Source organism: Gammaproteobacteria bacterium (assembly GCA_034522055.1).
Classification (GTDB): domain Bacteria; phylum Pseudomonadota; class Gammaproteobacteria; order JAABTG01; family JAABTG01; genus JAABTG01.
Genome location: JAXHLS010000002.1, coordinates 534,670 through 556,342, shown reverse-complemented (window position 1 = coordinate 556,342; position 21,673 = coordinate 534,670). Strand labels below are relative to the sequence as shown.

At 68.7% G+C, this 21,673-nt stretch carries 18 protein-coding genes; 12 read left to right on the top strand and 6 right to left on the bottom strand.

Translation table 11 applies throughout. The features are described 5' to 3' along the window. The first annotated feature begins 32 nt into the window (after nt 1-32). Nucleotides 33-1,217: a pyridoxal phosphate-dependent aminotransferase gene (locus U5S82_02620; GenBank protein ID MDZ7750563.1), complete on the top strand. Its 1,185-nt coding sequence runs from the start codon at nt 33-35 to the stop codon at nt 1,215-1,217. Between the two features lie 23 nt (nt 1,218-1,240). On the opposite strand, the gene cysZ is transcribed toward U5S82_02620, so the two are convergent. From cysZ to queF, 3 genes are all read right to left on the bottom strand, one after another. Continuing rightward, a complete protein-coding gene (gene cysZ / locus U5S82_02615) occupies nt 1,241-2,014 on the bottom strand; it encodes a sulfate transporter CysZ (GenBank protein MDZ7750562.1) in 774 nt (257 codons plus the stop codon). Between the two features lie 338 nt (nt 2,015-2,352). Then, nucleotides 2,353-3,663: an FGGY-family carbohydrate kinase gene (locus tag U5S82_02610; protein ID MDZ7750561.1), complete on the bottom strand. Its 1,311-nt coding sequence runs from the start codon at nt 3,661-3,663 to the stop codon at nt 2,353-2,355. 36 nt (nt 3,664-3,699) lie between these two features. Next, nucleotides 3,700-4,089, bottom strand: a complete 390-nt coding sequence (gene queF, locus U5S82_02605; GenBank protein MDZ7750560.1) for a preQ(1) synthase — start codon at nt 4,087-4,089, stop codon at nt 3,700-3,702. A gap of 168 nt (nt 4,090-4,257) precedes the next feature. Between queF and smc the strand changes: the two genes are divergently transcribed. The 6 genes from smc to U5S82_02575 all read left to right on the top strand — a co-directional run bounded on the left by smc (nt 4,258) and on the right by U5S82_02575 (nt 12,910). Beyond that, nucleotides 4,258-7,758: a chromosome segregation protein SMC gene (smc, locus tag U5S82_02600; protein MDZ7750559.1), complete on the top strand. Its 3,501-nt coding sequence runs from the start codon at nt 4,258-4,260 to the stop codon at nt 7,756-7,758. Between the two features lie 172 nt (nt 7,759-7,930). Beyond that, nucleotides 7,931-8,731 (top strand): cell division protein ZipA, encoded by an 801-nt coding sequence (gene zipA / locus U5S82_02595; GenBank protein ID MDZ7750558.1) that lies wholly within the window; start codon nt 7,931-7,933, stop codon nt 8,729-8,731. Between the two features lie 4 nt (nt 8,732-8,735). Beyond that, nucleotides 8,736-10,130: a Si-specific NAD(P)(+) transhydrogenase gene (gene sthA, locus U5S82_02590; protein MDZ7750557.1), complete on the top strand. Its 1,395-nt coding sequence runs from the start codon at nt 8,736-8,738 to the stop codon at nt 10,128-10,130. Between the two features lie 43 nt (nt 10,131-10,173). Continuing rightward, nucleotides 10,174-11,466, top strand: a complete 1,293-nt coding sequence (locus U5S82_02585; protein ID MDZ7750556.1) for a glycosyltransferase — start codon at nt 10,174-10,176, stop codon at nt 11,464-11,466. Beyond that, on the top strand, nt 11,463-12,209 hold the full coding sequence (locus tag U5S82_02580) for an SAM-dependent methyltransferase (GenBank protein MDZ7750555.1): 747 nt from the start codon (nt 11,463-11,465) through the stop codon (nt 12,207-12,209). The genes U5S82_02585 and U5S82_02580 overlap by 4 nt, the downstream gene beginning before the upstream one ends. Then, nucleotides 12,206-12,910, top strand: coding sequence for a methyltransferase domain-containing protein (locus U5S82_02575; protein MDZ7750554.1), 705 nt, complete (start codon nt 12,206-12,208; stop codon nt 12,908-12,910). Before U5S82_02580 ends, U5S82_02575 begins: the two co-directional genes overlap by 4 nt. Nucleotides 12,911-13,069: 159 nt before the next feature. On the opposite strand, the gene U5S82_02570 is transcribed toward U5S82_02575, so the two are convergent. Beyond that, nucleotides 13,070-13,705, bottom strand: a complete 636-nt coding sequence (locus tag U5S82_02570; GenBank protein MDZ7750553.1) for a protocatechuate 3,4-dioxygenase — start codon at nt 13,703-13,705, stop codon at nt 13,070-13,072. A 224-nt stretch (nt 13,706-13,929) separates the two neighbouring features. Here U5S82_02570 and U5S82_02565 point away from each other — a divergent pair, with 224 nt between their 5' ends. Then, entirely contained in the window at nt 13,930-16,389 is a 2,460-nt protein-coding gene (locus U5S82_02565; GenBank protein ID MDZ7750552.1) for an ELM1/GtrOC1 family putative glycosyltransferase, read from the top strand. A gap of 242 nt (nt 16,390-16,631) precedes the next feature. Here the strand turns inward: U5S82_02565 and U5S82_02560 are convergent, their stop codons facing one another. Next, complete coding sequence (locus tag U5S82_02560) at nt 16,632-17,456, bottom strand: hypothetical protein (GenBank protein ID MDZ7750551.1); 825 nt, start codon at nt 17,454-17,456, stop codon at nt 16,632-16,634. Between the two features lie 86 nt (nt 17,457-17,542). Here U5S82_02560 and U5S82_02555 point away from each other — a divergent pair, with 86 nt between their 5' ends. From U5S82_02555 to U5S82_02540, 4 genes are all read left to right on the top strand, one after another. After that, nucleotides 17,543-18,586: a glycosyltransferase family 2 protein gene (locus U5S82_02555; GenBank protein ID MDZ7750550.1), complete on the top strand. Its 1,044-nt coding sequence runs from the start codon at nt 17,543-17,545 to the stop codon at nt 18,584-18,586. Continuing rightward, nucleotides 18,576-19,121: a protein disulfide oxidoreductase gene (locus U5S82_02550; GenBank protein MDZ7750549.1), complete on the top strand. Its 546-nt coding sequence runs from the start codon at nt 18,576-18,578 to the stop codon at nt 19,119-19,121. Before U5S82_02555 ends, U5S82_02550 begins: the two co-directional genes overlap by 11 nt. Nucleotides 19,122-19,268: 147 nt before the next feature. Further along, entirely contained in the window at nt 19,269-19,715 is a 447-nt protein-coding gene (locus U5S82_02545; protein ID MDZ7750548.1) for a hypothetical protein, read from the top strand. Between the two features lie 403 nt (nt 19,716-20,118). Next, nucleotides 20,119-21,465 carry a Fic family protein gene (locus U5S82_02540; GenBank protein ID MDZ7750547.1) on the top strand — a complete coding sequence of 449 codons (1,347 nt, stop codon included), beginning with the start codon at nt 20,119-20,121 and terminating at the stop codon, nt 21,463-21,465. A gap of 59 nt (nt 21,466-21,524) precedes the next feature. Here the strand turns inward: U5S82_02540 and U5S82_02535 are convergent, their stop codons facing one another. After that, a complete protein-coding gene (locus tag U5S82_02535; GenBank protein ID MDZ7750546.1) occupies nt 21,525-21,653 on the bottom strand; it encodes a hypothetical protein in 129 nt (42 codons plus the stop codon). Nucleotides 21,654-21,673 lie beyond the last annotated feature (20 nt).

Here is a 21,673-nt window from a genome sequence, read left to right as displayed (position 1 = left end):
AAATTCAAAATTCAGAATTCAAAATTGCGCCCATGACAGATCAATCCGCAGCCCCGACTTCCCTGGGCGCCACGGCGCGGGTGCGCGCAATAGACAGTTTCTACGTCATGGAGGTGTTGGCGCGGGCCAAGGCCCTGGAGGCGGCGGGGCGGGATATTATCCACATGGAGCTGGGGGAGCCGGATTTCGATACTCCGGCGCCCATCCTGGAGGCGGGCCAGCAGGCCCTGGCGGCGGGGCGCACCCGCTACACCCCGGCCACCGGGGTGATGGCCCTGCGGGAGGCCATCGCGGGCTATTATCAGCGGCGCTATGGCCTGCACGTGGGTCCCGAGCGCATCCTCATCACCACCGGCTCCTCCGGTGCCCTGCTGCTCGCCATAGGGACCGTGGTGGGCCCCGGGGACGAGGTGCTGCTGGCGGATCCGGGTTATCCCTGCAATCGTCATTTCGTGCGTTTCGTGGAGGGCCGGGCGGTGGGCGTGCCGGTGGCGGCCGACACGGCCTACCAGCTCACGGCCGCCCATGTGCGCGAACACGCCACCCCCGCCACCCGCGGGGTGCTGGTGGCCACGCCCTCCAATCCCACCGGCACAACCCTGTCCGGCGCCGAACTGGCGGCCATTCACCATGAAACCTGGCAACGGGATATTCATCTCCTGGTGGACGAGATATACCAGGGGCTGGTCTACGATGGCGAGGACTTCACCGCCCTGTCCCTGGGAGAGGACCTGCTGGTGATCAACAGCTTCTCCAAGTATTTCGGCATGACGGGTTGGCGCTTGGGCTGGCTGGTGGCCCCCGAGTACCTGGTGCCGGAGCTTGACCGTCTCGCCCAGAACCTGTTCATCTCCGCCCCCACCATCTCCCAGTACGCGGCCCTCGCGGCCTTCGAGCCCGCCACGCTGGAGATCCTGGACGCCCGCCGCGATGCCTTCAGGGAACGCCGGGACTTCCTGGTGCCGGCCCTGCGGGACCTCGGTTTCGGCATCCCGGTGGAGCCCACCGGCGCCTTCTACGTGTACGCCGATTGCAGCCCCTTCACCGACGACAGTTACGCCTTCTGCTTCGACCTCCTGGAGCGTACGGGAGTGGCGGTGACGCCGGGACGGGACTTCGGCGCCCACGGGGCGGCCCGCCATGTGCGCTTTTCCTACACCACCTCCCTGGCCCGCCTGGAGGAGGGGGTGGAGCGCCTGGCGGGGTATCTGTCCTGACGCCGGGCCGCAGCGGCTGACCCTCAGGCTGGGTCGGCGGCGGAGTCGACCGCGGTGCCCGGGGCGTCCTTAAACTGGTCCACCCACAGGGCCGTGGCGCCCGCCACCGCCACCGGGATCACCACGAAGTTGGCCACCGGTATCATCAGGGCCACCGTGGCCATGCCGCCGAAACCCAGGGACAGCAGCCGTCGTCCCGCCAGGATCTTCTTCTGGCGCGGGAAGGTGATGCCGTGGTTGCCCATGGGGTAATCCGTGTACTCCACCGCCAGCATCCACGCGCCGAACAGGGCCCACAGGAACGGTGCCGCGATATTGAGGCCGGGGATCACCGACAGGATCAGCAGCGGTATGCCCCAGGTGGCGAAGTAGAGCAGCTTGCGCAATTCGGCACCGATGGTCACCAGCACCTCCCGCACCACCCCGGCGCCGGACCCCTCGGCCTTGCGACCGGTGAGCTGGCGTTCCACGGCATCGGCGAGGAAGGCGTTGAAGGGCGCCGCGATGATGTTGGCCAGCACGGAGAAGCCGAAGAACACCGCCAGCAGCATGGCCAGGCCGAACAGGGGATAGAGCACCCAGGTGAGCCATTCCAGCCAGCCGGGCAGTTGCTCCTGCAGCCACAGGTCCAGCGCCTGCACCTGGCCGAGGGCGAAATAGACGGCGAACACGAACAGCACGATGTTGATGAGCAGGGGCACGGCCACGAAGCGCTTGACGCCCTTCTTGAAGATGAGGGGAATGCCGCGTATCAGATAGGTGGCCCCGGTGACGGGGTTGTTCTTGAGCTTGGCCATGGGGTCCCTGGGGGTTTGAGCAACCCCGGATCCTAGGCCATTCCACGGGCACCCGCCAAATCATGGATGAAAAGATTTTTTAACTACGAAAGACGCGAAAGGCGCGAAAAAACAACCGATTCTTGAAGGGGAAGGGTGGTTGCCCGAATCCTCGCTATCACAGATAGCCGAAGTGATTCGTGAAGAACTCGTTTTAAGCGAATGCGTTTCCAAAGCTTAAGTGACTGAGACGACGGCCCATTCATAGGTCGTGCAGGAAAACGAATAATTCAGCTTTCCTCAGTTTTTTATTTTTTCGCGCCTTTCGCGTCTTTCGTAGTTAATCAGTCATTGGTTAATCAGTCATTGTCCCGGCAGCCGCGCAGAGCAAGCAGGGCGGCGCCGTAGGCGGCGTCGCCGTGGGTGGCCACGGTCACGGGGACGCCAAGGGCCCGTTCGCGCATGACCCGCCAGGCCTGGTTGGCGGCGCCGCCGCCGGTGGTGATGACCCGGCGGGGGTAGGGGGCGCCGAGTTCCTGCAGCAGGCGGTAGCCCCGGGCCTCGATGGCCGCCATGCCCTCCAGCAGGCCCTGCAGGAACCGTACGTCGTCGGCGGGGCGGGGGGCCTCCCGGGGTGTCAGGGTGGAGTCGCTGACCGGGAAGCGCTCGCCGCTGGCGGGCAGGGGGTAGTAGTCCAGGCCGGTGGGTTCGTCGGGGCACAGGCGGGGGGTGAGGGCCTGGAGTTGGTCATGGTCGAAGTGGCGCAGCAGGGCCGCGCCGCCGCTGTTGGAGGCCCCGCCCGCCAGCCAGACATCCCCCAGGCGGTGGCTGTAGACGCCGTATTCCGGGGCGCTCACGGGGGTGGTGGCGAGGACCTTGAGCACCAGGGTGCTGCCCAGGGAGGTGACGGCGTCGCCGGGGTCAGAGGCACCGGCGGCGATGAAGGCGGCGGTGCTGTCGGTGGTGCCGGCCATGACCCTGGGGTTTCCGCCCAGGCGCAGTTCGCGGGCGGCCTCGGCCCCCACGGTGCCGAGGGGAGTGCCAGGGGGCACCACCGCGGGCAGCAGGCGGCGCTCCACCCCCAGTTCGTCCAGCCAGGCCGGCCACTGGCGGGCGGCCGGGTCGTAACCCAGCTTGAGGGCATTGTTCTCGTCGCTGTGGCCGAAGCGGCCCAGCAGGCGGCCCGTGACCCAGTCCGCCTGGTGCAGAGCGTGGGCGGCCGCGCCGTGGCGCGGCGCCAGGTGCAGCAGCTTGGCCAGGGCCGCCGTGGGCCCGTGGGCGGCGCTGCCGGGCGGCGCCACCCGGGCCACCGCCGCGGCCTCCGCCACGGAGCGGCGGTCGTTGTACATGAGGGCGGGGCCGAGGGGACGGCCCCCGGCGTCCGCCAGCAGCAGGGAGGCGGACGTGCCGTCCACCGCCACGGCCACCACGGGCGCCGGCCGGGCCTCCAGCCCCAGGGCCCGCACCACCGCCACCAGGGCCTCCCACCACAGGGCCGGCGCCTGCTCGGCGTGGCCGTCGCTGCCCTCGGGTGCGGGCAGGGGGACCTGGGTCCGCCCTACTTCCTCGCCCCGGCCGTCCACCAGCACCGCCCGGCAGCCCGAGGTGCCGAAGTCGATGCCGAGGAACAGGCCCGCGGGCGTCGATGAAGGGGAGAGGGTCGTGCTCATGGGACGAGAGGGCTTGCGGCTCCGGTTGCGCCGGGGTCAGGGCAACTCCACCCGGGCCGGGGGCTCCCATGCCGGGTCCCGGTGTTCGGCCACCACCGTGGTGTAGATGCCGCCGCGCACGCTGAACTCCGCCGTCAGGCGCATGAAGCGCGGCGCCACGGCCGCCACCAGGTCGTCGAGGATGCGGTTGGTCACGGCCTCATGGAACGCCCCCTGGTCCCGGAAGGACCACACGTAGAGCTTGAGGGATTTCAGCTCCACGCAGCGGCGCTCGGGCACGTAGTCTAAGTACAGAGTGGCGAAATCGGGCTGCCCGGTCTTGGGACACAGGCAGGTGAACTCGGGGACGCGGATGCGGATAGTGTAGTCCCGCTCCGGCTGGGGGTTGTCGAAGGTCTCGAGGTCGTTGCTGGGTTGGCTGGTCATGATGGTGTCGTTGTGGGTGGTGGATTTCCCCGCCACATCACCGCAACGGGCCCACTGCTGTCAAGGCGCCCCGCTTGGTTTAGAATCGAGCGCCTTATGGCACCTACTGCGATCCGCCCATCCCCCTGCATCCCCAGCGCCCACCCGACGGGCCGTGCGGGCTGATCCATGCGTCTGGCCAAGATAAAGCTCGCGGGCTTCAAGTCCTTCGTCGATCCCACCTCCCTGGTGTTGCCCAGCAACCTGGTGGGGATCGTGGGCCCCAACGGTTGCGGCAAGTCCAACATCATCGACGCCATACGCTGGGTGATGGGCGAGAGTTCCGCCAAGCACCTGCGCGGCGACTCCATGGCGGACGTCATCTTCAACGGCTCCAATACCCGCCAGCCGGTAGGCCAGGCTACCATCGAGCTGATGTTCGACAATAGCGAGGGGCTGCTGGGGGGGCAGTACGCCGAGTACAACGAGATCTCGGTGCGGCGTCAGGTGTCCCGGGACGGCCAGTCCAGCTATTTCCTCAACGGCGTGCGCTGCCGGCGCCGCGACATCATGGATGTGTTCCTGGGTACCGGCCTCGGGCCGCGCAGCTACGCCATCATCGAGCAGGGCATGATCTCCCGCGTCATCGAGGCCAAGCCCGAGGAGCTGCGGGGCTTCATCGAGGAGGCGGCGGGGATCTCCAAGTACAAGGAGCGCCGCCGCGAGACCGAGAACCGCATGCGCCACACCGAGGAGAACCTGGCCCGCCTCGGCGACGTGCGGGACGAGCTGGACAAGCAACTGCAACGCCTCCAGCGCCAGGCCCGCAACGCCGAGAAGTACAAGGAGATGAAGGCCGAGGAGCGCCGTTTGAAGGCGGAACTCACGGTATTGCGGTGGCAGGCCCTGGACCGCCGGGATACCGAGGAGCAGCGCCGGGTACGGGAACTGGAGACCGCCTACGAGCGGCTGGTGGCGGCCATCCGGGACACGGAAAGCGAGATGGAGCAGCGCCGCGAGGCCCACGTGGAGGCCAACGACGCCTTCAACGCGGTGCAGTCGCGGTACTACGGCGTGGGGGCGGACGTGGCGCGCCTGGAGCAGGCCATCCAGCACCTGCGGGAACGGCGCGAGCAGCTTGAGCGGGAGTCCCGGCGCGCCGCGGAGGCGGTGGCGGAGGCGGACAGCCACATCAGCGACGATCGGCGCCAGTTGGCAGAGCTGGTGACCCTGCTGGAGCGGGATGGCCCGCGTCTCGAGGCCCTGCGCGGCGACGAGGCGGCCGAGGCCGAGGCCCTGGGCAGTGCCGAGAGCGCATTGCGGGAATGGCAGGAGCGCTGGGAGGTCTTCAACCAGGATGCCGCCGAGAAGGCCCGCCAGGCGGAGGTGGAACGCACCCGCATCCATAATCTCGACCAGGGGCTGGACCGCCTGCGTAGTCGCCGCCAGCGTCTCGAGGGCGAACGCGGTGGTCTCGGCACCGATGGTCTGGAGCAGGAGTTGGCGCAGCTGCGGGAGCGCCTGCAACAGGCCCAGGGCGAGCAGCAGCGCCTGGATGATCAGACCCGCCAGGCCCAGGGCCGCGGCAGCGAGCTGCGGGAGCAGGGGGCCGAGCTGGCCAATCAGCTCCATGCCGCCCGCCAGGGGCTGGAGCAGGCGCGGGGACGGCTGGCGTCCCTGGAGGCCCTGCAGGAGCAGGTGCTGGCCAAAGGCGGTGCGGTGGCGGCGTGGCTGGCGGCGCGCGACGTGGCGGGAGAGCGCCGCCTCGCCGAGGCCCTGACAGTCGAGCCCGGCTGGGAACGGGCGGTGGAGACGGTGCTGGGCCACCACTTGGAGGCGGTGTGTACGGAGCGCTTCGCCGCCGCCGCGGCGGCCGTGGACGAGTTCGAGCAGGGCATGCTGGGCCTGGTGGACAGCGGCGTGGTGGAAGAGACGGCAACGGCCTCCGATGGCCTGCTATCCAAGGTGGCGGCGCCGTGGATGGTGGGGGCCATGATGGCCGGCGTGCGCACCGCGGATACCCTCGACGCCGCCCTGGCCCTGCGCCCCTCCCTGGCGGTGGCGGAGTCGGTGGTGTGTCCCGAGGGGGTATGGTTGGGCCGCAACTGGCTGCGCGTGAACCGCTCCGAGGAATCGGGCGCCGGCGTGCTGGCCCGCGAGCAGGCGATGCGGGAACTGCACCGGGAGATCACCGCCCATGAGGAGCGCGTCGGCGAGGTCACGGCGCGCCAGGAGGCGGTGCGCGGCGAGCAGGGACAGGTGGAGGGGGAGCTGCGCGAGCTCCAGCAGGCCCTGCGGGAGGCCCAACGCCAGGCCAGCGCCACCCAGTCCCAGGTGGGTGCGCGGGAGGCCCATCTCGAACGGGCCCGCCAGCGCCTCACCGCCATCGACCGGGAGCTGGAGGAGATCGGTGCGGAGCAGGCCCGCAACGAACAGGTGTTGGCGGCTTCCCGCGGCGAGCTGCAGGGCTACGTGGAGGCCATGGAGCGCCACGCCGCCGAGCGTGAGGGTCTGGCCCGGGAACGGGACGGCCTGCGGGGGGCCGTGGACGACGCCCGGCGCCGCCATCAGGCGGTGCGGGACGAGACCCAGCAGCTGGCCCTGCGGCTAGAGTCGGCGCGCTCGCGGCGGGAATCCCTTGAACAGGGGATCGCCCGGGCCACGCGCCAGAGCGAGGTGCTGGCGGCGCGGGTGGAGGAGGTGAAGGGCAGCCTCGCCGAGATGGCGGAGCCCATGGAGCAGACCCAGGGCGAGCTGGAGCAGAAGCTGGCCCAGCGCCTCGCCGTGGAGGGCGAGCTGCGGGATGCGCGGGCCCGGGTGGAGGCCCTCGACCACGAGATGCGGGAACTGGCGGGACGGCGCAGCGCCACCGAGCAGGAGGCCGAGGGGGCCCGCGGCGAACTGGAGCAGGCACGCATGGGCCAACAGGAGATCCGGGTGCGCAAGCAGGGCCTGCTGGAGGCCCTGGAGGCGGAAGGGCAGGAGCGGGAGCAGGTCGAGGCCGCCCTGCCGCAAGACGCCGCCGAAGGCCCCTGGTCCGAGGCCCTGGAGGCCCTGGGCCAGCGCATCGCCCGCCTCGGCCCCATCAACCTGGCGGCCATCGAGGAGTACGACCAGGAGTCGGAGCGCAAGCAGTACCTGGACGCCCAGCATGAAGACCTGACGGAGGCCCTGGAGACCCTGCTGGGGGCCATGCGCAAGATAGACCGCGAGACCCGTACCCGCTTCAAGGAGACCTTCGAGCAGGTGGATGCGGGCATGAAGGAACTCTTCCCCATGCTGTTCGGCGGCGGCCACGCCTATCTGGAACTCACCAGCGACGACCTGCTGGAGACCGGCGTGACGGTGATGGCGCGCCCGCCGGGCAAGCGCAACAGCTCCATCCATCTGCTCTCCGGTGGCGAGAAGGCCCTCACCGCCGTGGCCCTGGTGTTCTCCATCTTCAAGCTCAACCCCGCCCCCTTCTGCCTGCTCGACGAGGTGGATGCACCCCTGGACGATGCCAACGTGAGCCGCTTCTGTGACCTGGTGCGTTCCATGTCCGACCGCGTGCAGTTCATGATCATCTCCCACAACAAGCTCACCATGGAGCTGACGGATTTTCTGGTGGGCGTGACCATGAACGAGCCCGGCGTCTCCCGGCTGGTGGCCGTGGACGTGGAGGCCGCCCTGGAGATGGCGGCAAGCTAGAGTGTCCTGTCCCGCAAGAATCATTCAATTCTCGCTGGTTCGCGCCGCGTCATGCGGCGTTGTTCGTCGTCGCCATAGCGGTGCTATGCCTCCTTCTCTCGCCTTGGCTGGCACGCGGCGCCCGGCGCGACCTCTTGAACATTCTCACGGGACAGGACACTAGGAGAGCCCTATGGAATCCCTGATCACCATTCTCGTGGTCCTGGCCGCGGTGGCGGCGGCCGGCGTCTACGGCTATATCCGCTGGCGCCGCAAGGAGGCCGAACTCGACTTCGTGGTCACCCGGAGCGGGGACGACGACGTGGACCTCTACGACGAGCTGGATAGCTGGGAGATCCGCCGCGTGGACCGTGGTGGCGGCGCGGGCGCCGATGGGCGGGCCGACGAGGACATGGACCTGGGAGACCTCGGGGGGCTGCGGGCGGACCCCGAGGACCACGCGCCGGCCCGCCGCCCGCCGCCGGCCCCGGAGCCCCCGGCGCCCGGGCGTGATGGCGGCCGCCATGCCACCGGTCCCCGGCCTTCGCCCGCCCGCGACGAATATCTCATCATCGCCCTCAGCCTGCTGGCCCCCGCGGATGCCCCCTACCCGGGCCCCGGGCTGTTGCGCGCCTTCGACGAGGTGGGTCTCACCTTCGGCGACATGGACATCTTCCACCACTACGGCATGGCCGCAAACCCAGCCGGCGTCGCCGTGTTCAGCGTCGCCAGCCTGGTGGAGCCCGGCACCTTCGACCCCGATGCCATGGAGGACTTCAGCACCCCCGGCCTGGCGCTGTTCATGCAACTGCCCGGGCCGGTGGATGGCCAGGTGGGGCTGGAACTCATGCTCAATACCGGGCAGCGCCTCAAGGACCTGCTGGGGGGTGAGCTGCGGGACGAGCGACGCAGCGTGCTGACCCAGCAGACCATCGCCCACCTGCGGGAGCGCATCGCCGAGTTCAATCGCCGCCGCCTGGTGCCGGCGGACTGAGTTGGTGGCCGGCACCCCCTACGACGCCGTCATCATCGGCAGCGGCCCGGCGGGGGAGGGTGCGGCCATGGCCCTGGCCAAGGACGGGCGCCGGGTGGCGGTGGTGGAGGCCATGGATAAGGTGGGCGGCAACTGCCTGCATTACGGCACCATCCCCAGCAAGGCCCTGCGCCACAGCGTCCAGCTGGTGGCCGACTATCGCCGCCATCCCCTGTTCCGCGACCAGGTGGGGGCCCTGTCCGTGAGCTACCCGGATCTGCTGCGGGATGCCGGCCAGGTGACCGCCGAGCAGGTTCGCATCCGCCAGCGCCACTACGTGCGCAACGGCGTGGATCTGATCCACGGCCGGGCCCGTCTCGTCGGCCCCCACGAGGTGGCCCTGGAGGGCGCGCAGGGGGGCGATGCCCTGGCGGCGGACCACATCATCCTCGCCACCGGTGCCCGTCCCTACCACCCCCCGGAGGTGGATTTCGGCCACCCGCGGGTGGTGGACAGCGACACCGTGCTGGACCTGGACCACACCCCGCGCTCGGTCACCGTGTTCGGTGCTGGCGTCATCGGCTGCGAGTACGCCTCCATCTTCGCCACCCTGGATCTCAAGGTGAATCTGGTGAACACTCGCGACCGCCTGCTGTCCTTCCTGGACGACGAGATCACCGACGCCCTGTCCTACCACCTGCGGGAGTTGGGCGTGGTGATCCGCCACAACGAGGACTTCAGGCGCGTGGAGGCTCGGGAGGACGGCGTGGTGTTCCACTGTGTCTCGGGCAAGCAGTTCAAGACCGACATCCTGCTGTGGGCCAACGGCCGCAGCGGTAACACCGAGGGCCTCGGCCTCGAGGCCCTGGGCATCGGCGTGAACCAGCGCGGCCAGGTGGCGGTGAACGGCGATTTCCAGACCGCCCTGCCCCACATCTATGCCGTGGGGGACGTGGTGGGTCTGCCGGGGCTCGCCAGCGCCAGCCACGACCAGGGCCGCTTCGCCGCCTCCCACATCCTGGCCGGGCAGGGCGACTGGGCCCTCATCGAGGACATGCCCTCGGGGATCTACACCGTGCCCGAGATCAGCTGCCTCGGCCGCACCGAACGCGAGCTCACGGCCGACAACGTGCCCTACGAGATTGGTCAGGCCCGCTTCGACAGCCTCGCCCGGGCCCAGATCACCGGCCATACCACCGGGGTCCTGAAGATCCTGTTCCACCGCGAGACCCTGGAGATCCTGGGGCTGCACTGCTTCGGCGAGCAGGCCGCGGAGATCGTCCACATCGGCCAGGCGGTCATGAGTCGCGCCGATGGCGGCAACACCCTGCGCTACTTCGCCGAGACCACCTTCAACTACCCCACCATGGCCGAGGCCTACCGGGTGGCGGCCCTCAACGGCCTGAACCGGATCTTCTGAGGCCAGCCGCTCCCCGTCTGGTCACCACCGAACCTATGGTCCCATGAACCATCCCGACCCAGCCCCCATCGCCCTGCTCCTGCCCTCCCTGGCCGCCGGTGGCGTCGGCCGTTCCATCCTGGACCTGGCCCGGGGCTTCCAGGACCTCGGCCATCCGGTGGAGCTGGTACTGTGCCGCGCCGAGGGACCTTACCGGGAGATGGTGCCGGCGGGGGTGCGGGTGGTGGCTCTACATCCCGAGGGTGGGCTGGCGGCCCGTCTGCGCCTCGCCCGTCTGGACGCAGGCGGGCGCGGCGTCCTCGCCCGCCCGGCCCTGTTGCCCCTGCGCCCGGCGCCAGTCCAGCCCTACGTCAGGGACCTCGCCCGCTATCTGACCGCGGCGCGCCCCGCGGCCCTGCTGGCGGCCAAGACCCCCACCAACCTGCTGGCCCTGTGGGCACGGCGCCTCGCCGGCGCACCCACCCGGGTGGTGGTGAGCGAGCGCACCCAGCTGTCCCAATCCATCGCCCGCAGCCGCAAATGGCGCTGGCGCCATATCGCCCCCCTGGTGGCCCACACCTACCCGTGGGCCGACGGCATCGCCGCCGTGTCCGATGGCGTCGCCGACGATCTCGCCGCCACCACGGGCTTGTCCCGCACGGCCATCACCACGGTCTACAATCCCGTGGTCACCCCCGAACTGCCCGCCCGCGCCGCCGCCCCGCCACCCCACCCCTGGCTGGCCGACGGCGGCCCGCCGGTGATCGTGGGGGCCGGGCGGCTGGCGCCCCAGAAGCGCTTTCCCCTGCTGCTCCAGGCCTTCGCCCGCCTGCGGGCGGGCCGGGAGGCGCGGCTGGTGATCCTGGGGGAGGGGCCCGAGCGGGGGCGGCTGGAGGCCCTGGTCCGGGAACTCGGCATCGCGGTCGACGTGGCCCTGCCCGGCTTCGTCGAGAATCCCTACGCGGCCTTCGCCCGGGCGTCCCTGTTCGTCCTGTCCTCGGACTACGAGGGGCTGCCGGGGGTGCTCATCCAGGCCCTGGCCTGTGGTTGCCCGGTGGTGAGCACCGACTGTCCCAGCGGCCCGGCGGAGATCCTGGAGGGCGGCCGTTACGGCGAGTTGGTGCCGGTGGGCGACGCCGCCGCCCTCGCCGCGGCCATGGCCCGTACCCTGGAGGCCCCGCTAACGGCCGACACCCTGCGCCGGCGCGGTGGCGACTTCAGCCAGGCGCGCAGCGCCCGGGGTTATCTGAACCTACTGTTACCGGGCGCCCCCCTGGAAGGTCGTCGCCGGGTGTCGGCCGCTGCCGCGGTGAATGATCGCGCCATGGGGCCAACGACAGGAGAGACGTCGCCGTGAGACTTACCGCAGAGACCCTGGCTTACTTGCGGGGCGAACGTTTCTCCAACGATCTGGTGGCCACCTTCGCTCTGGAGTCCGGTGACGCCGTTTATGAATCGCGTTTCGATGTGCTCACCCGCCTGGTGGCCGGCCGGCAGGTCATCCACGTGGGCTGCGTGGACCATGGCGTGGCGGGTATCAGAAAGAAGATGGAGCAGGGCCGGTGGCTCCACGAGGCCCTCCACGGGGTCGCCGCCCGTTGCTTCGGGGTGGACCTGGACGAGGAGGGCATCGAGTATATGCGTGACACCCTGGGCTACGTCGATGCGGCGGCCCTGGATATCCTCGAGGATCCCTGTGAGCCCCTCATGGCCCAGCACTGGGATTATCTGCTCCTACCCGAGGTGCTGGAACACATCGGTGATCCCGTACGCTTCCTCGCCGGCCTCCGGCAGCGTTTCATAGGGCGCGTCGAGGAATTGGTGGTGACGGTCCCCAATGGCTTCTCTCACCGCAATGCCCGCGAGGCCCGCCGCAACGTCGAGCGCATCAACTCCGACCACCGTTTCTGGTTCACGCCTTACACCTTGGCCAAGGTAGCCATGGATGCGCGCTTGTCGCCGCGCCGCTTCAGCCTCTGCCACGGCGGCCCGTTGAAGCCCCTATCGCCCCTACGGCCCCGGGGCCTCATGGACGGATTGTACTGCCGGCGCTATCCGCTGCTGCGCAACTCCATAGTCATGCATATGGGGTTCGAGTGAAAGGGGCGTTTCTTTTCAGGGAATGTATGAAGGGCAGTTCGTTGCTCAGAGCTGTTCAGAACCATGACGTCTCGGCCTTTGTCAGGCTCCATGGGGTGTGTCTGGACCTGGGTGCAAAGAACGGCACCTCATCCTATTACGAGTTCATCACCCAGGCAGACGATACCCAACTGACCTTCTCGGATCTCTACTCCACCGAAGACCATGTTTTGAAGATTGATCTGAATGCGCGTTTTCCTCTTTCGGATTCCACCTTCGATAATGTCCTGTTGTTCAATGTGCTCGAACATGTGTTCGATACGAACAATGTTCTCGGGGAAATCCGCAGAGTCCTGAAGCCCGGGGGACGCCTGTTCGGTGCCGTCCCTTTTCTCCATAGATACCACAAGGACCCGACGGATTACTGGCGTTTCACCCACGAAGCCCTGGAGATACTGCTGAGCAATGCCGGGTACTCCAATATCGTGGTTCGCCCCCATGGCCTGGGGGCATTCACGGTGGCCGTCCATCAATTCTCGTCCATTCTGAAATTGCGGCCTCTGATTTTCCTTTCATGGTGGTTTGCCATCCGACTGGACAGGATCCTGGACCGTCTCTGGAAGACCAATCGATCCTACTATCTGGGCCTCTATTTTGAAGCAGGAAATGATCCCGAAATCGGTTCCAAGCCTGAAAGCATTCCGCATAGTAAGAGGTCTTGAGAAGGGACACCTCCGCGGCTCCGGTGCAACCCCATCCCCCCTTTCCGCCCCGGGGACCTTCCGTGGAGGTGTCACCCTCTAAATAAAGTCCATGGCTTCTCTTTCCGCCAGGGTGCGTTGCTCAGGGCCCTTCGCGGGCCGGCCTGGCGCGGGCGGTCCTCAGGCCGGGGTCTGGCCCAGCACCACGTCCCAGCGGGCCTGGAGCAACTCACCATCCCCGGCAGGCCGGAAGGCCGCGGTAACGAGCTCCCGCTTCTCCGCGGGCACCCGCCGATAGAGGAAGTCGCCGTCGTTGCGCTCCTCACCCGCCACGTAGAGCTGGGTCACGAAGGGTCGCTCGCCCAGGGGCCTGACGGCGATGTGGATGTGAGGGGTGCGCCCGGGGTAGGGCACCGGGCGGATGGTGCGGAAGCGGTAGCGGCCGTCACCGTCCGTCATGGTGTGGCCGAAGCCCTGAAAGCCAGCGTCGCGGCGACCATCGCCACCATCCCGCGGATGGTGATAGCGGCCGTTGGCATCGCACTGCCAGATTTCCATCCGCAGCCCCCCCAGGGGCCGGCCGTTGCCGTCCAGGAGCCGGCCGGTGAGTTCCGCGTGGTGGCCCCTGGCCGGCGCATCGACTCCCGCCACCCGCGTGAGGTCGTTGTCATCATCCAGGGGCAGCTCCACCGGATAGAACGGGCCCACGGGCTGGCGCGGCGTGGCCGTCAGTGCCGCGGCCAAGGGGGGAGATGCGGCGGCGGCGAGGACGCCGCCGGCGGTGACCAGGAAACGCCTGCGGGGAGTGGGGGTCATGGGCCTCATCCGGGATGTCTGTGCTTCGCTTCGACCCGGGAACAGATAACGGGTTCCCGTCACTCGCCCGCTGGTTCGCCCTCGATGCGTGGGACCACCACGCAAGTTGCGCCCTGGAATCGAATCCGCTGAAAATACCTTTTTGGAACCCCTTATATGAAGGTGCCCCATTCACCCCATGCCAATGCCAGAGCCCTGTCCCCGTGCAAGGGATGCCTGAATCCATGACCTCGAAGGTCGAACCGCCGGCGGCGCCGGGTCATCCTCCCTGCGTGGTGATGCCGGCCAGCGGCGAGGCCAGGGGCGGCGCGGAGCCGGTGCGGATCTTTCTCGGTACCGAGGACAACCAGTCCCGGGCCTTCCGTGTGTTCATGTACTCGGTGGCGCGCCACCGTGACCCGGGGCGGGAGTACCGGGTGTATCTCATGAAGAATCTGCCGGGCTTCCGGCGCCGGGGCTGGCGCACGGGCTTCACCCAGTACCGTTTCGCCATCCCCGAGTTCGGGGGGTGTAGCGGGCGGGCCATCTACAACGACGTGGACCAGATCTACACCGTGGATCCGGGGCAACTGTTCGATCTGCCCCTGGGGGAGGCGGGTTATCTCGCCGTCTCAGCCGAGGACACCTCGGTGATGGTCATGGACTGCGAGCGCATGGCCCCATGGTGGAACCTGGAGCAGGCCCGGCACGGCCGCAAGCGTGAGCTGACCCGGGCGCCGGCGCAGGCGGGGCTGTGGGGGCCCCTGGACGGCCGCTGGAACGCCCGGGATTTGGAATACGTGACCGCCCGTTCCGGGGTGCTCCATTACACGGCGCTGCATCTGCAGCCCTGGCAGCCGGCGCCCACCGCCTACTCCTACCACAGCAATCCCCTGGCCGAGGTGTGGGAGGAACTGCAGCGGGCCGCCGATGACGACGATTACGAGGTGTTTTCGGAGGACGTCCCGAGCCCCTGGTTCGCGGCGGCTCGCCAGGCCCTGGGCCAGGCTTCGGGAGAGACTCCGGGAGAGGCCCCGGGAGAAAAAAAAAGGGCGGCCGCCGGCCGGCCGGCCGGCGACGGGGTGGTGGCCCTGGCCCGGGAGCGGGGGGTGCGGGAGTTGCTGTGGTGTGGTCCCCGCGGCATGGCGGAGGTGCCGCCACCCCTGCCGGTGACGGTGGTGTGGCCGTGGGATTTCGGCCATGGCGAGTGGCCCGCAGCCCCCGCCGACATGGTGGCAGTGGCCGGGGTGCTGGAGCACCTGCCGGCCGAGGACGTGCCCTGGGTGCTCGATGCCCTGGCCCGGCGTGCCCGGCGGGTGCTCTACGTCACCGTGGCGGAGCAGCCAGTGGTGGCCGACGGCGCCCTCGGCCACCGCCGGGAATACTGGTGGCGCCGCGAGCTGCGCCGCGTCGCGGCCCGTCATCCCCACCTGGCCTGGCACCTGGATTACCATCCTCTGGGCGCGCGCACCCGATTGTGCGCCCAGGCCCCGGCGCGGGAGGGGGTGCTGAACCCCGCTCGCCCGCCGCGGGTATGGGTGCTCACGGGTCATCGCCACGGGGATGCGGAGCAGTTGCGGACTCTGGCGCGTGCCCTGGGCTGGCCCTGGGAGGAGAAGCGCCTAGCCTACAATGCCTTTCATCATCTCCCCAACGGGCTGGCGGGGCCATCGAGGTGGAGTGTGGACGGCGCCGCCAGTGACCCCCTGGAGGCACCGTGGCCCGATGTGGTCCTGGCCTGCGGCAAGCGCAGCGTGCCGGTGGCGCGCTGGATAAAGGCGCAATCCGGGGGGCACACCCAGCTCGTCCACCTGGGACGGCCCTGGGCGCCACTGCACCATTTCGACCTGGTGGTGACCACGCCCCAGTACGGCCTGCCCCTGCGCGACAACGTCAGGTGCAATGTATTGCCTCTCAATCGCCCGCCCGCCCAGGATGATCCCACCGAGACGGCCCACTGGCAGGAGGCCTTCGCCGGCCTGCCACGCCCCTGGATCGGTGTCCTGGTGGGTGGTGGCAGCCTGTCTTACCGCTTCGATGCCACCGAAGGCCGGCGTCTGGGGGGGCTGCTCAATGACCTCGCGCGCCGCCATGGTGGGTCACTGCTGCTCACCACCAGCCCGCGCACGCCGGCGGCGGCGGTGACGGCGCTGTTCGATGCCATCGACGTGCCGGCCCATCGGCACCGCTGGGGCGCCGGTGCTGAGACCAACCCGCTGGGGGTCTATCTGGCCTCCTGTGACCGCTTCGTGGTGACCGGCGACAGCGCCTCCATGTTGGCGGAGACGGTGGCCACCGGGCGCCCGGTGGAACTCTTCCCCCTGGCGGAGGCCGCCCCCGGCCTGGGGTGCTGGGTGCGGGGCGTCGGGCAGTTCCTCACCGGCAGCAACCCCATGGCGAGCCACCGGGGTACGCCGCGGCAGCAGGACTGGCGGGGCCGCTGGCGCGACCGCCTGGTGGCCGCAGGGGTCCTGCAGACGGCCCGGGACATGGGGCGGCTGCACCAGGAACTGCTGGCCCGGGGCCTGGTGCGGCCCCTGGGAGCGGAGAGCGAAGGCCCGGCGCCCATCCCGCCCCCCGACGAGCTGGCGCTCACCGTGGCGTGGATCCGTGAGGGGCTGGGGGAGCGGCACTGGCGAGAGGTACCGGGCGGCGGTGTATCGGGTGATGGTCGTCTCGCCACGGGCCAGGCAGTGGACGCCTGAGGCGCGTTGAATCGTCCGCGCAGACGTTGCCGGTCTTCCGTCACCAAGGGCGAGACAGACCCCCTGGGCTCGGTCGGTCGAACGTCATGCCGGCGCATGAATCGTCATGTCGGCCGCATCAATGGTCATGCCGGCGCAAGCCGGCATCCAGGGACGCTGGCGACGGGGCAACCCACGGGCTGTGGCCCTCGCCCCCGTCGAGGTTTGGCCAGTGCCGGGGCATGGAACCCATGCCTTGGACTTCAGCCGGATGGGGTTACAAGGAATGGTTCGAAGTGACGCGGATCAACCACCTTGTGTTTGCCGGTAAGCACCTTGGTCTTGGTCCAGCGGGCGACGAAGCAGAGTTCCACGAAGGGGAAGGCCTCGCGGATGGCGGGTCCGCCCGCGGCCTCGAAGTGACCCCAGAAGTCCTCTTCCCAGGGCCGCAGCCAGTGGATCAGGGCCTTGGCGATACCGCTACCGAGGGGATGGTCATCCACCAGGCTCTCGGCATCCACGGCACACAGGCCGGCACCGTCATCCCGCAGCACGAAGTTCTTGAGCACCGGGTCCACGTAGTCCAGGCCCATCCACAGGGTCGCGGGCGCCAGGCGGTGGGCGGCCTCCTTCAGGTGGGTACGGCGCTCGTGGTCCAGGACCCCGGCCTGGTGCAGGAAGTCGAGGTCCCGGCCCAGGCGCAGAAGCAGGCGACTGTCCTCGAGGGTTGCCAGCCGGGGGCCGTCGTGATGCAGGGCGGCATAGAAACCCGCCACCGCCTCCACCAGGGTCGGGTCCGCGGCGGTCACGGCCCGGCCGTCCACGAACTCCAGCCACAGCTCGTTCTCATAGCGGGTCACCACACGGGGAAAGGCAGGCCCGAAGCCCAGCCGTTCCAGGCGCGCCTCCAAACCCCGGGCCGTACTGGAATCCTGTAGGATCAACCGTTTGTAGCGGTGGCCATTGAGGGTGACGAAATACAGGCGCTGGGACTTCCCCATGCCGCCGCCGCGGATCCGCAGCAGCACCGCCCGCAAGCGGTGCCAACCCCCATAGGCGGAGGACTGGTGAAATCGAAATCGTTGCATGGGATGAAGACCCGGCCGGCAAAGGGGCGACAGTATAGCGTCGTGCCGGCACCGCGTAGAGGCCGCCCCGCGGCCCCATCGGCGCCATGTCTGTGAAGGGAGGCTCCCGGGCACCGCGGGTCACGGTGTTCATCCCCACCTACAATCGCGAGGCGCACATCGCGGCCGCCGTCACCAGCGTGCTCGCCCAGACCTTCACCGACTTCGAGTTGCTGGTGATCGACGACGGTTCCAGCGATGGCACGGTGGCCGTGGTGGAGGCCTTCCACGACTCGCGCATCGTCATCGCCCGCCATGAGCAGAACCAGGGGATCCCGCGTACCCGCAACCATGCCCTGGAGCTGGCCCGGGGCAAGTACCTGGCCAACCTGGACAGCGACGACCTCTGTCATCCCCGGCGCCTGGAGCGTCAGGTGGCGTTTCTCGACGCCCATCCCGACCACGCCGTGGTGGGGACCTGGGGCCGGGATGTGGATGCGGGCGGTCGGCGCCGCCTCCGGGTGCGTCGTGAGCCCCTGCGGGCGGCCGACGTGGACGTGCATCTGCTGTTCCGCTGCGCCCTGCGCAACCGCTCGGTGATGCTGCGCACGGCCGTGGCCCGGGAGTACGGCTACGACGAGGCCTTCACCCGCTGCCAGGACTACGAGCTCCATGCCCGCATGGCGGTGCATCACCGGCTGGCCAACCTGCCGGAGGTGCTGGTCTACGCGCGCCAGCACGAGGGCCGCTTCACGCGTGCCACCTGGGAACTCGGCCGGGAAAGGAAACTGGCCATCATGGCCGCGGAACTCCGTGCCCTCGGGCTCGAGCCCGGTGACGACGACCTCGCGCGCCACTACGCCCTGTGGCGCGTCCGCCACCTGGAAGGGGGCCTGGACGAGGACTATCTGGCCTGGGCCCGGGCGTGGCTGGAGGGGATCCGGGCCGCGAACCGGGCCGTGGGGCGTTACGATCCCCGGGCCCTGGATGCCATGGTGGCGGCGATCTGGGTCAAGCTGTGCGTCGAGGCGGTGCCGCGCCTGGGGCCCCGGGCCCTGGCATGGCTGCCCCGCCTGGCGGGCTGGTGGCGGGCGCCGACGGCCCTTGCGGCCTACCGGGGGCGACCGGAGGGGCGCGGTCATGGCGCCTGATGAGCGCCGGCGTGCCGGGGCCTGGCTGCGCGGTCGCCTGACGCCGCGCCGGCTCACCGTCCTGGCGGGTGAGCTGTTATTGCTGGTGGTCATCCTGCTGGGGGTGGAGCGCTTCATGACCCGGGACGCGGCCCGTGGCCCCGCGCCCGCCATCGCCGCCACCCTCACCGACGGCCGGTCCTTCTCCCTCGCCGCCCTCCAGGGGCGTCCGTCGTTGATCTACTTCTGGGCCGAGTGGTGCCCCCTGTGCGCCGCCAGCCAGGGCGCCATGGACGGCATCCTCGCCGACCACCCGGGGGTCACGGTGGCGCTGCATTCCGGGCCGGCTTCGGAGGTGGCGGCCTATCTGGAGGAGGCCGGTCTGGACTGGCCCGCCATCGCCGATGCCACGGGCGTCCTCGCCGGACGCTACGGCGTGCGCGGCGTGCCGGCGGTGTTCGTGCTGGACGGCGACGGCCATATCCGCTTCGTCACCCGCGGCTACACCAGCGCCTGGGGCCTGCGGCTGCGGCTGTGGCTGGCGGGGTGGGGGTGATGCGGAGAGATGATGTGGCGGCCAATCACGCCTATATTAGCTATTGTCACTCGCTCGACGGTCAAGCGGAACATGAAGATTATCAATCGGTTGTTTTTCTCACCGGCACTTATTCGGCGCTGGGCGATAGGCATCGGGTGCGGTGCCGTGTTGGCTATGCCGGGTGCCGCAGCCAGTGATCTGCACCGGATGTGGGATGACCGCTGCGCGGAATGCCACGGCCATTCAGGCGAATTCGCCCGCGCCTGGCTCGCGGTGGAGGACGGCGAGCTGCGGGGTCGCCCCGCGCGGGATATCAAGGAATTCATGGGTCATCACTACGCCCAGGGCCAGGACGCCGACGGTCTCTACCGCATGTTGCTCGCCCAGGCCACCTCACCACCGCGCTTCATGAACGAGTGCAGCCAGTGTCATGGCTCCGCCGCCGACTTCGTGCGGGAGTCCCTCACCAGGGAGGACGGCAGGTTGATGGGGCGATGCTCGGCGCTCGAGGTGGGCGAGTTCCTGGCCGGCCACCACGACCTCGATGCCGCGGACCGGGCATTCTTCTCGGCCCTGCTGGTCCGTGTGTCTGCCGAGGTGGGCGTTCCCTGATCCAGGGGCGTGAGTCGGCTGCTCCTGGCAGCCGACAGTCCCACTACGAACTCCATGCGCTCATGGTCGCGGGACTCTGAGTCAAGCTGTGCGTCGAGACAGCACCGCGCCTGGGTTCCCGGGCCCTGGCATGGCTGCCCAGTCTGGCGGACGGGTGGCGGGCCCCGGCCGGTTGCCCCTGGGCCCGAACAGATCCTGCCGCACGTTCCAGCCCCGTTCCCCTGCCGGGGCCTGAGAGTCAAGGGTTAATTTAGTGCTAATTTAAGATAAATTAGCACTTAAGTGCCCATGGACCGGATAATCATGGCTAATGGCCGATTGAATGGGGCCAATTAAATGCTAACTTATACAAAATTAGCTTTTTACCCGCGGGCAGCGGACCTGCGACTTACCCCATGGCCGCATGAAGATACCCCTGACACCGCCGAAATTCGAAATACTGATGCAGCAGGTCGGTGCGCAGCGCTTCACGGAACTATTCGGTATGTCGCCCACCCACGAGGGGCTTTATCTGCATTGGGATGAACTGCGTCACCGTAATCCGCCGGAGGGACTCAGCCACGAAGAGTGGTGGGCCGGCCTCAAGATGGCCCGCCGCGGCATGGAGAAACCCCTTCCGCTAGTAGACAAATATGACCACCCGATGGTCTTCGTCATGCCCGATGCGGTACTCGAGGCCTTGCACGAGATCGACCGGCACGCGGCCGGCGAGATCGCCATGGAACGGCAGGTCGTGTCCGGAGAAGATCGCGATCGCTATCTGGTCAGTTCGCTGATGGAAGAGGCCATCACTTCGAGCCAGCTCGAGGGGGCGTCCACTACCGGGGAAGAAGCGCGGAACATGCTGCGCAGTGGACGCAAGCCTCGGGATCGCAGCGAACGGATGATCGTGAACAACTACCTGGTGATGGAGGAGATCCGGCAGATCAGGAACGAGCCGTTCACGCCCGCCCGTATCCTGGAACTACACCGCATGGCCACCGGCGACACCCTGGATGACCCCGCTGCCGCCGGTCGCTTCCGCCGTGCCGACGAGCGCATCGTCGTCACGGATCCCACCGGGACAGCGGTACTTCACGAACCGCCCGCAGCCGCCAGCCTGGGGGCGCGCCTGGAGCGCCTCTGTGCCTTCGCCAACCGGGAATATGACCAAGAACCTTTTGTGCACCCCGTCATTCGAGCCATCCTGGTACATTTCATGCTCGGCTACGATCACCCCTTCGTCGACGGTAACGGCCGTACGGCTCGCGCCCTGTTCTACTGGAGTATGGTGCGGTCGGGATACTGGCTGATGGAGTACCTGTCCATCTCGCGCCTGCTGGTGCAGGCCCCGGCCCGGTATGCCCGAGCCTACCTGCACACCGAAACCGACGATAACGATGCGACCTACTTCGTGCTCTACCATCTGCGGATCATTCAGAAGGCCATCGATGGGCTGCACGAGTATCTCAACCGGAAGATCCGCGAACAGCAGAGCGCCGAAAACCTCCTCCGCCATGCGCCTCGTCTGGCCGACCGATTCAACCATCGTCAGATGGCGTTGCTGAGTCATGCCCTGCGCCATGCCGGCCATGGTTATACGGTCAAGAGTCATCAACGTTCTCATCGTGTCACGACCCAGACTGCACGTACCGACCTGCAGAAACTGGCTGAACTCGGGTTGCTGGATCAGGGAAAGCGGGGGCGGGCCTTCGTTTTTCATGCCCCCGCCGATCTGGGCAATCGCATCAAGGCGCCGGGCGGCCCATGAGCCGGCCGCTGTACGTGCGGAGAGGGGTGTAGCTCGGCTGCTCCCGGCAGCCGACGGACCTACGCCGGCACCGCATCCCCGGCCGGGCGGCGGCGCCCGCCGCGGTGGAACAGGGAGTAGACCGCGGGGATCACCGCCAGGGTGATGAGGGCGGAGGAGGCGAGGCCGCCCACCACCACTCCGCCCACATCCCGCTATGCGGCGCTTG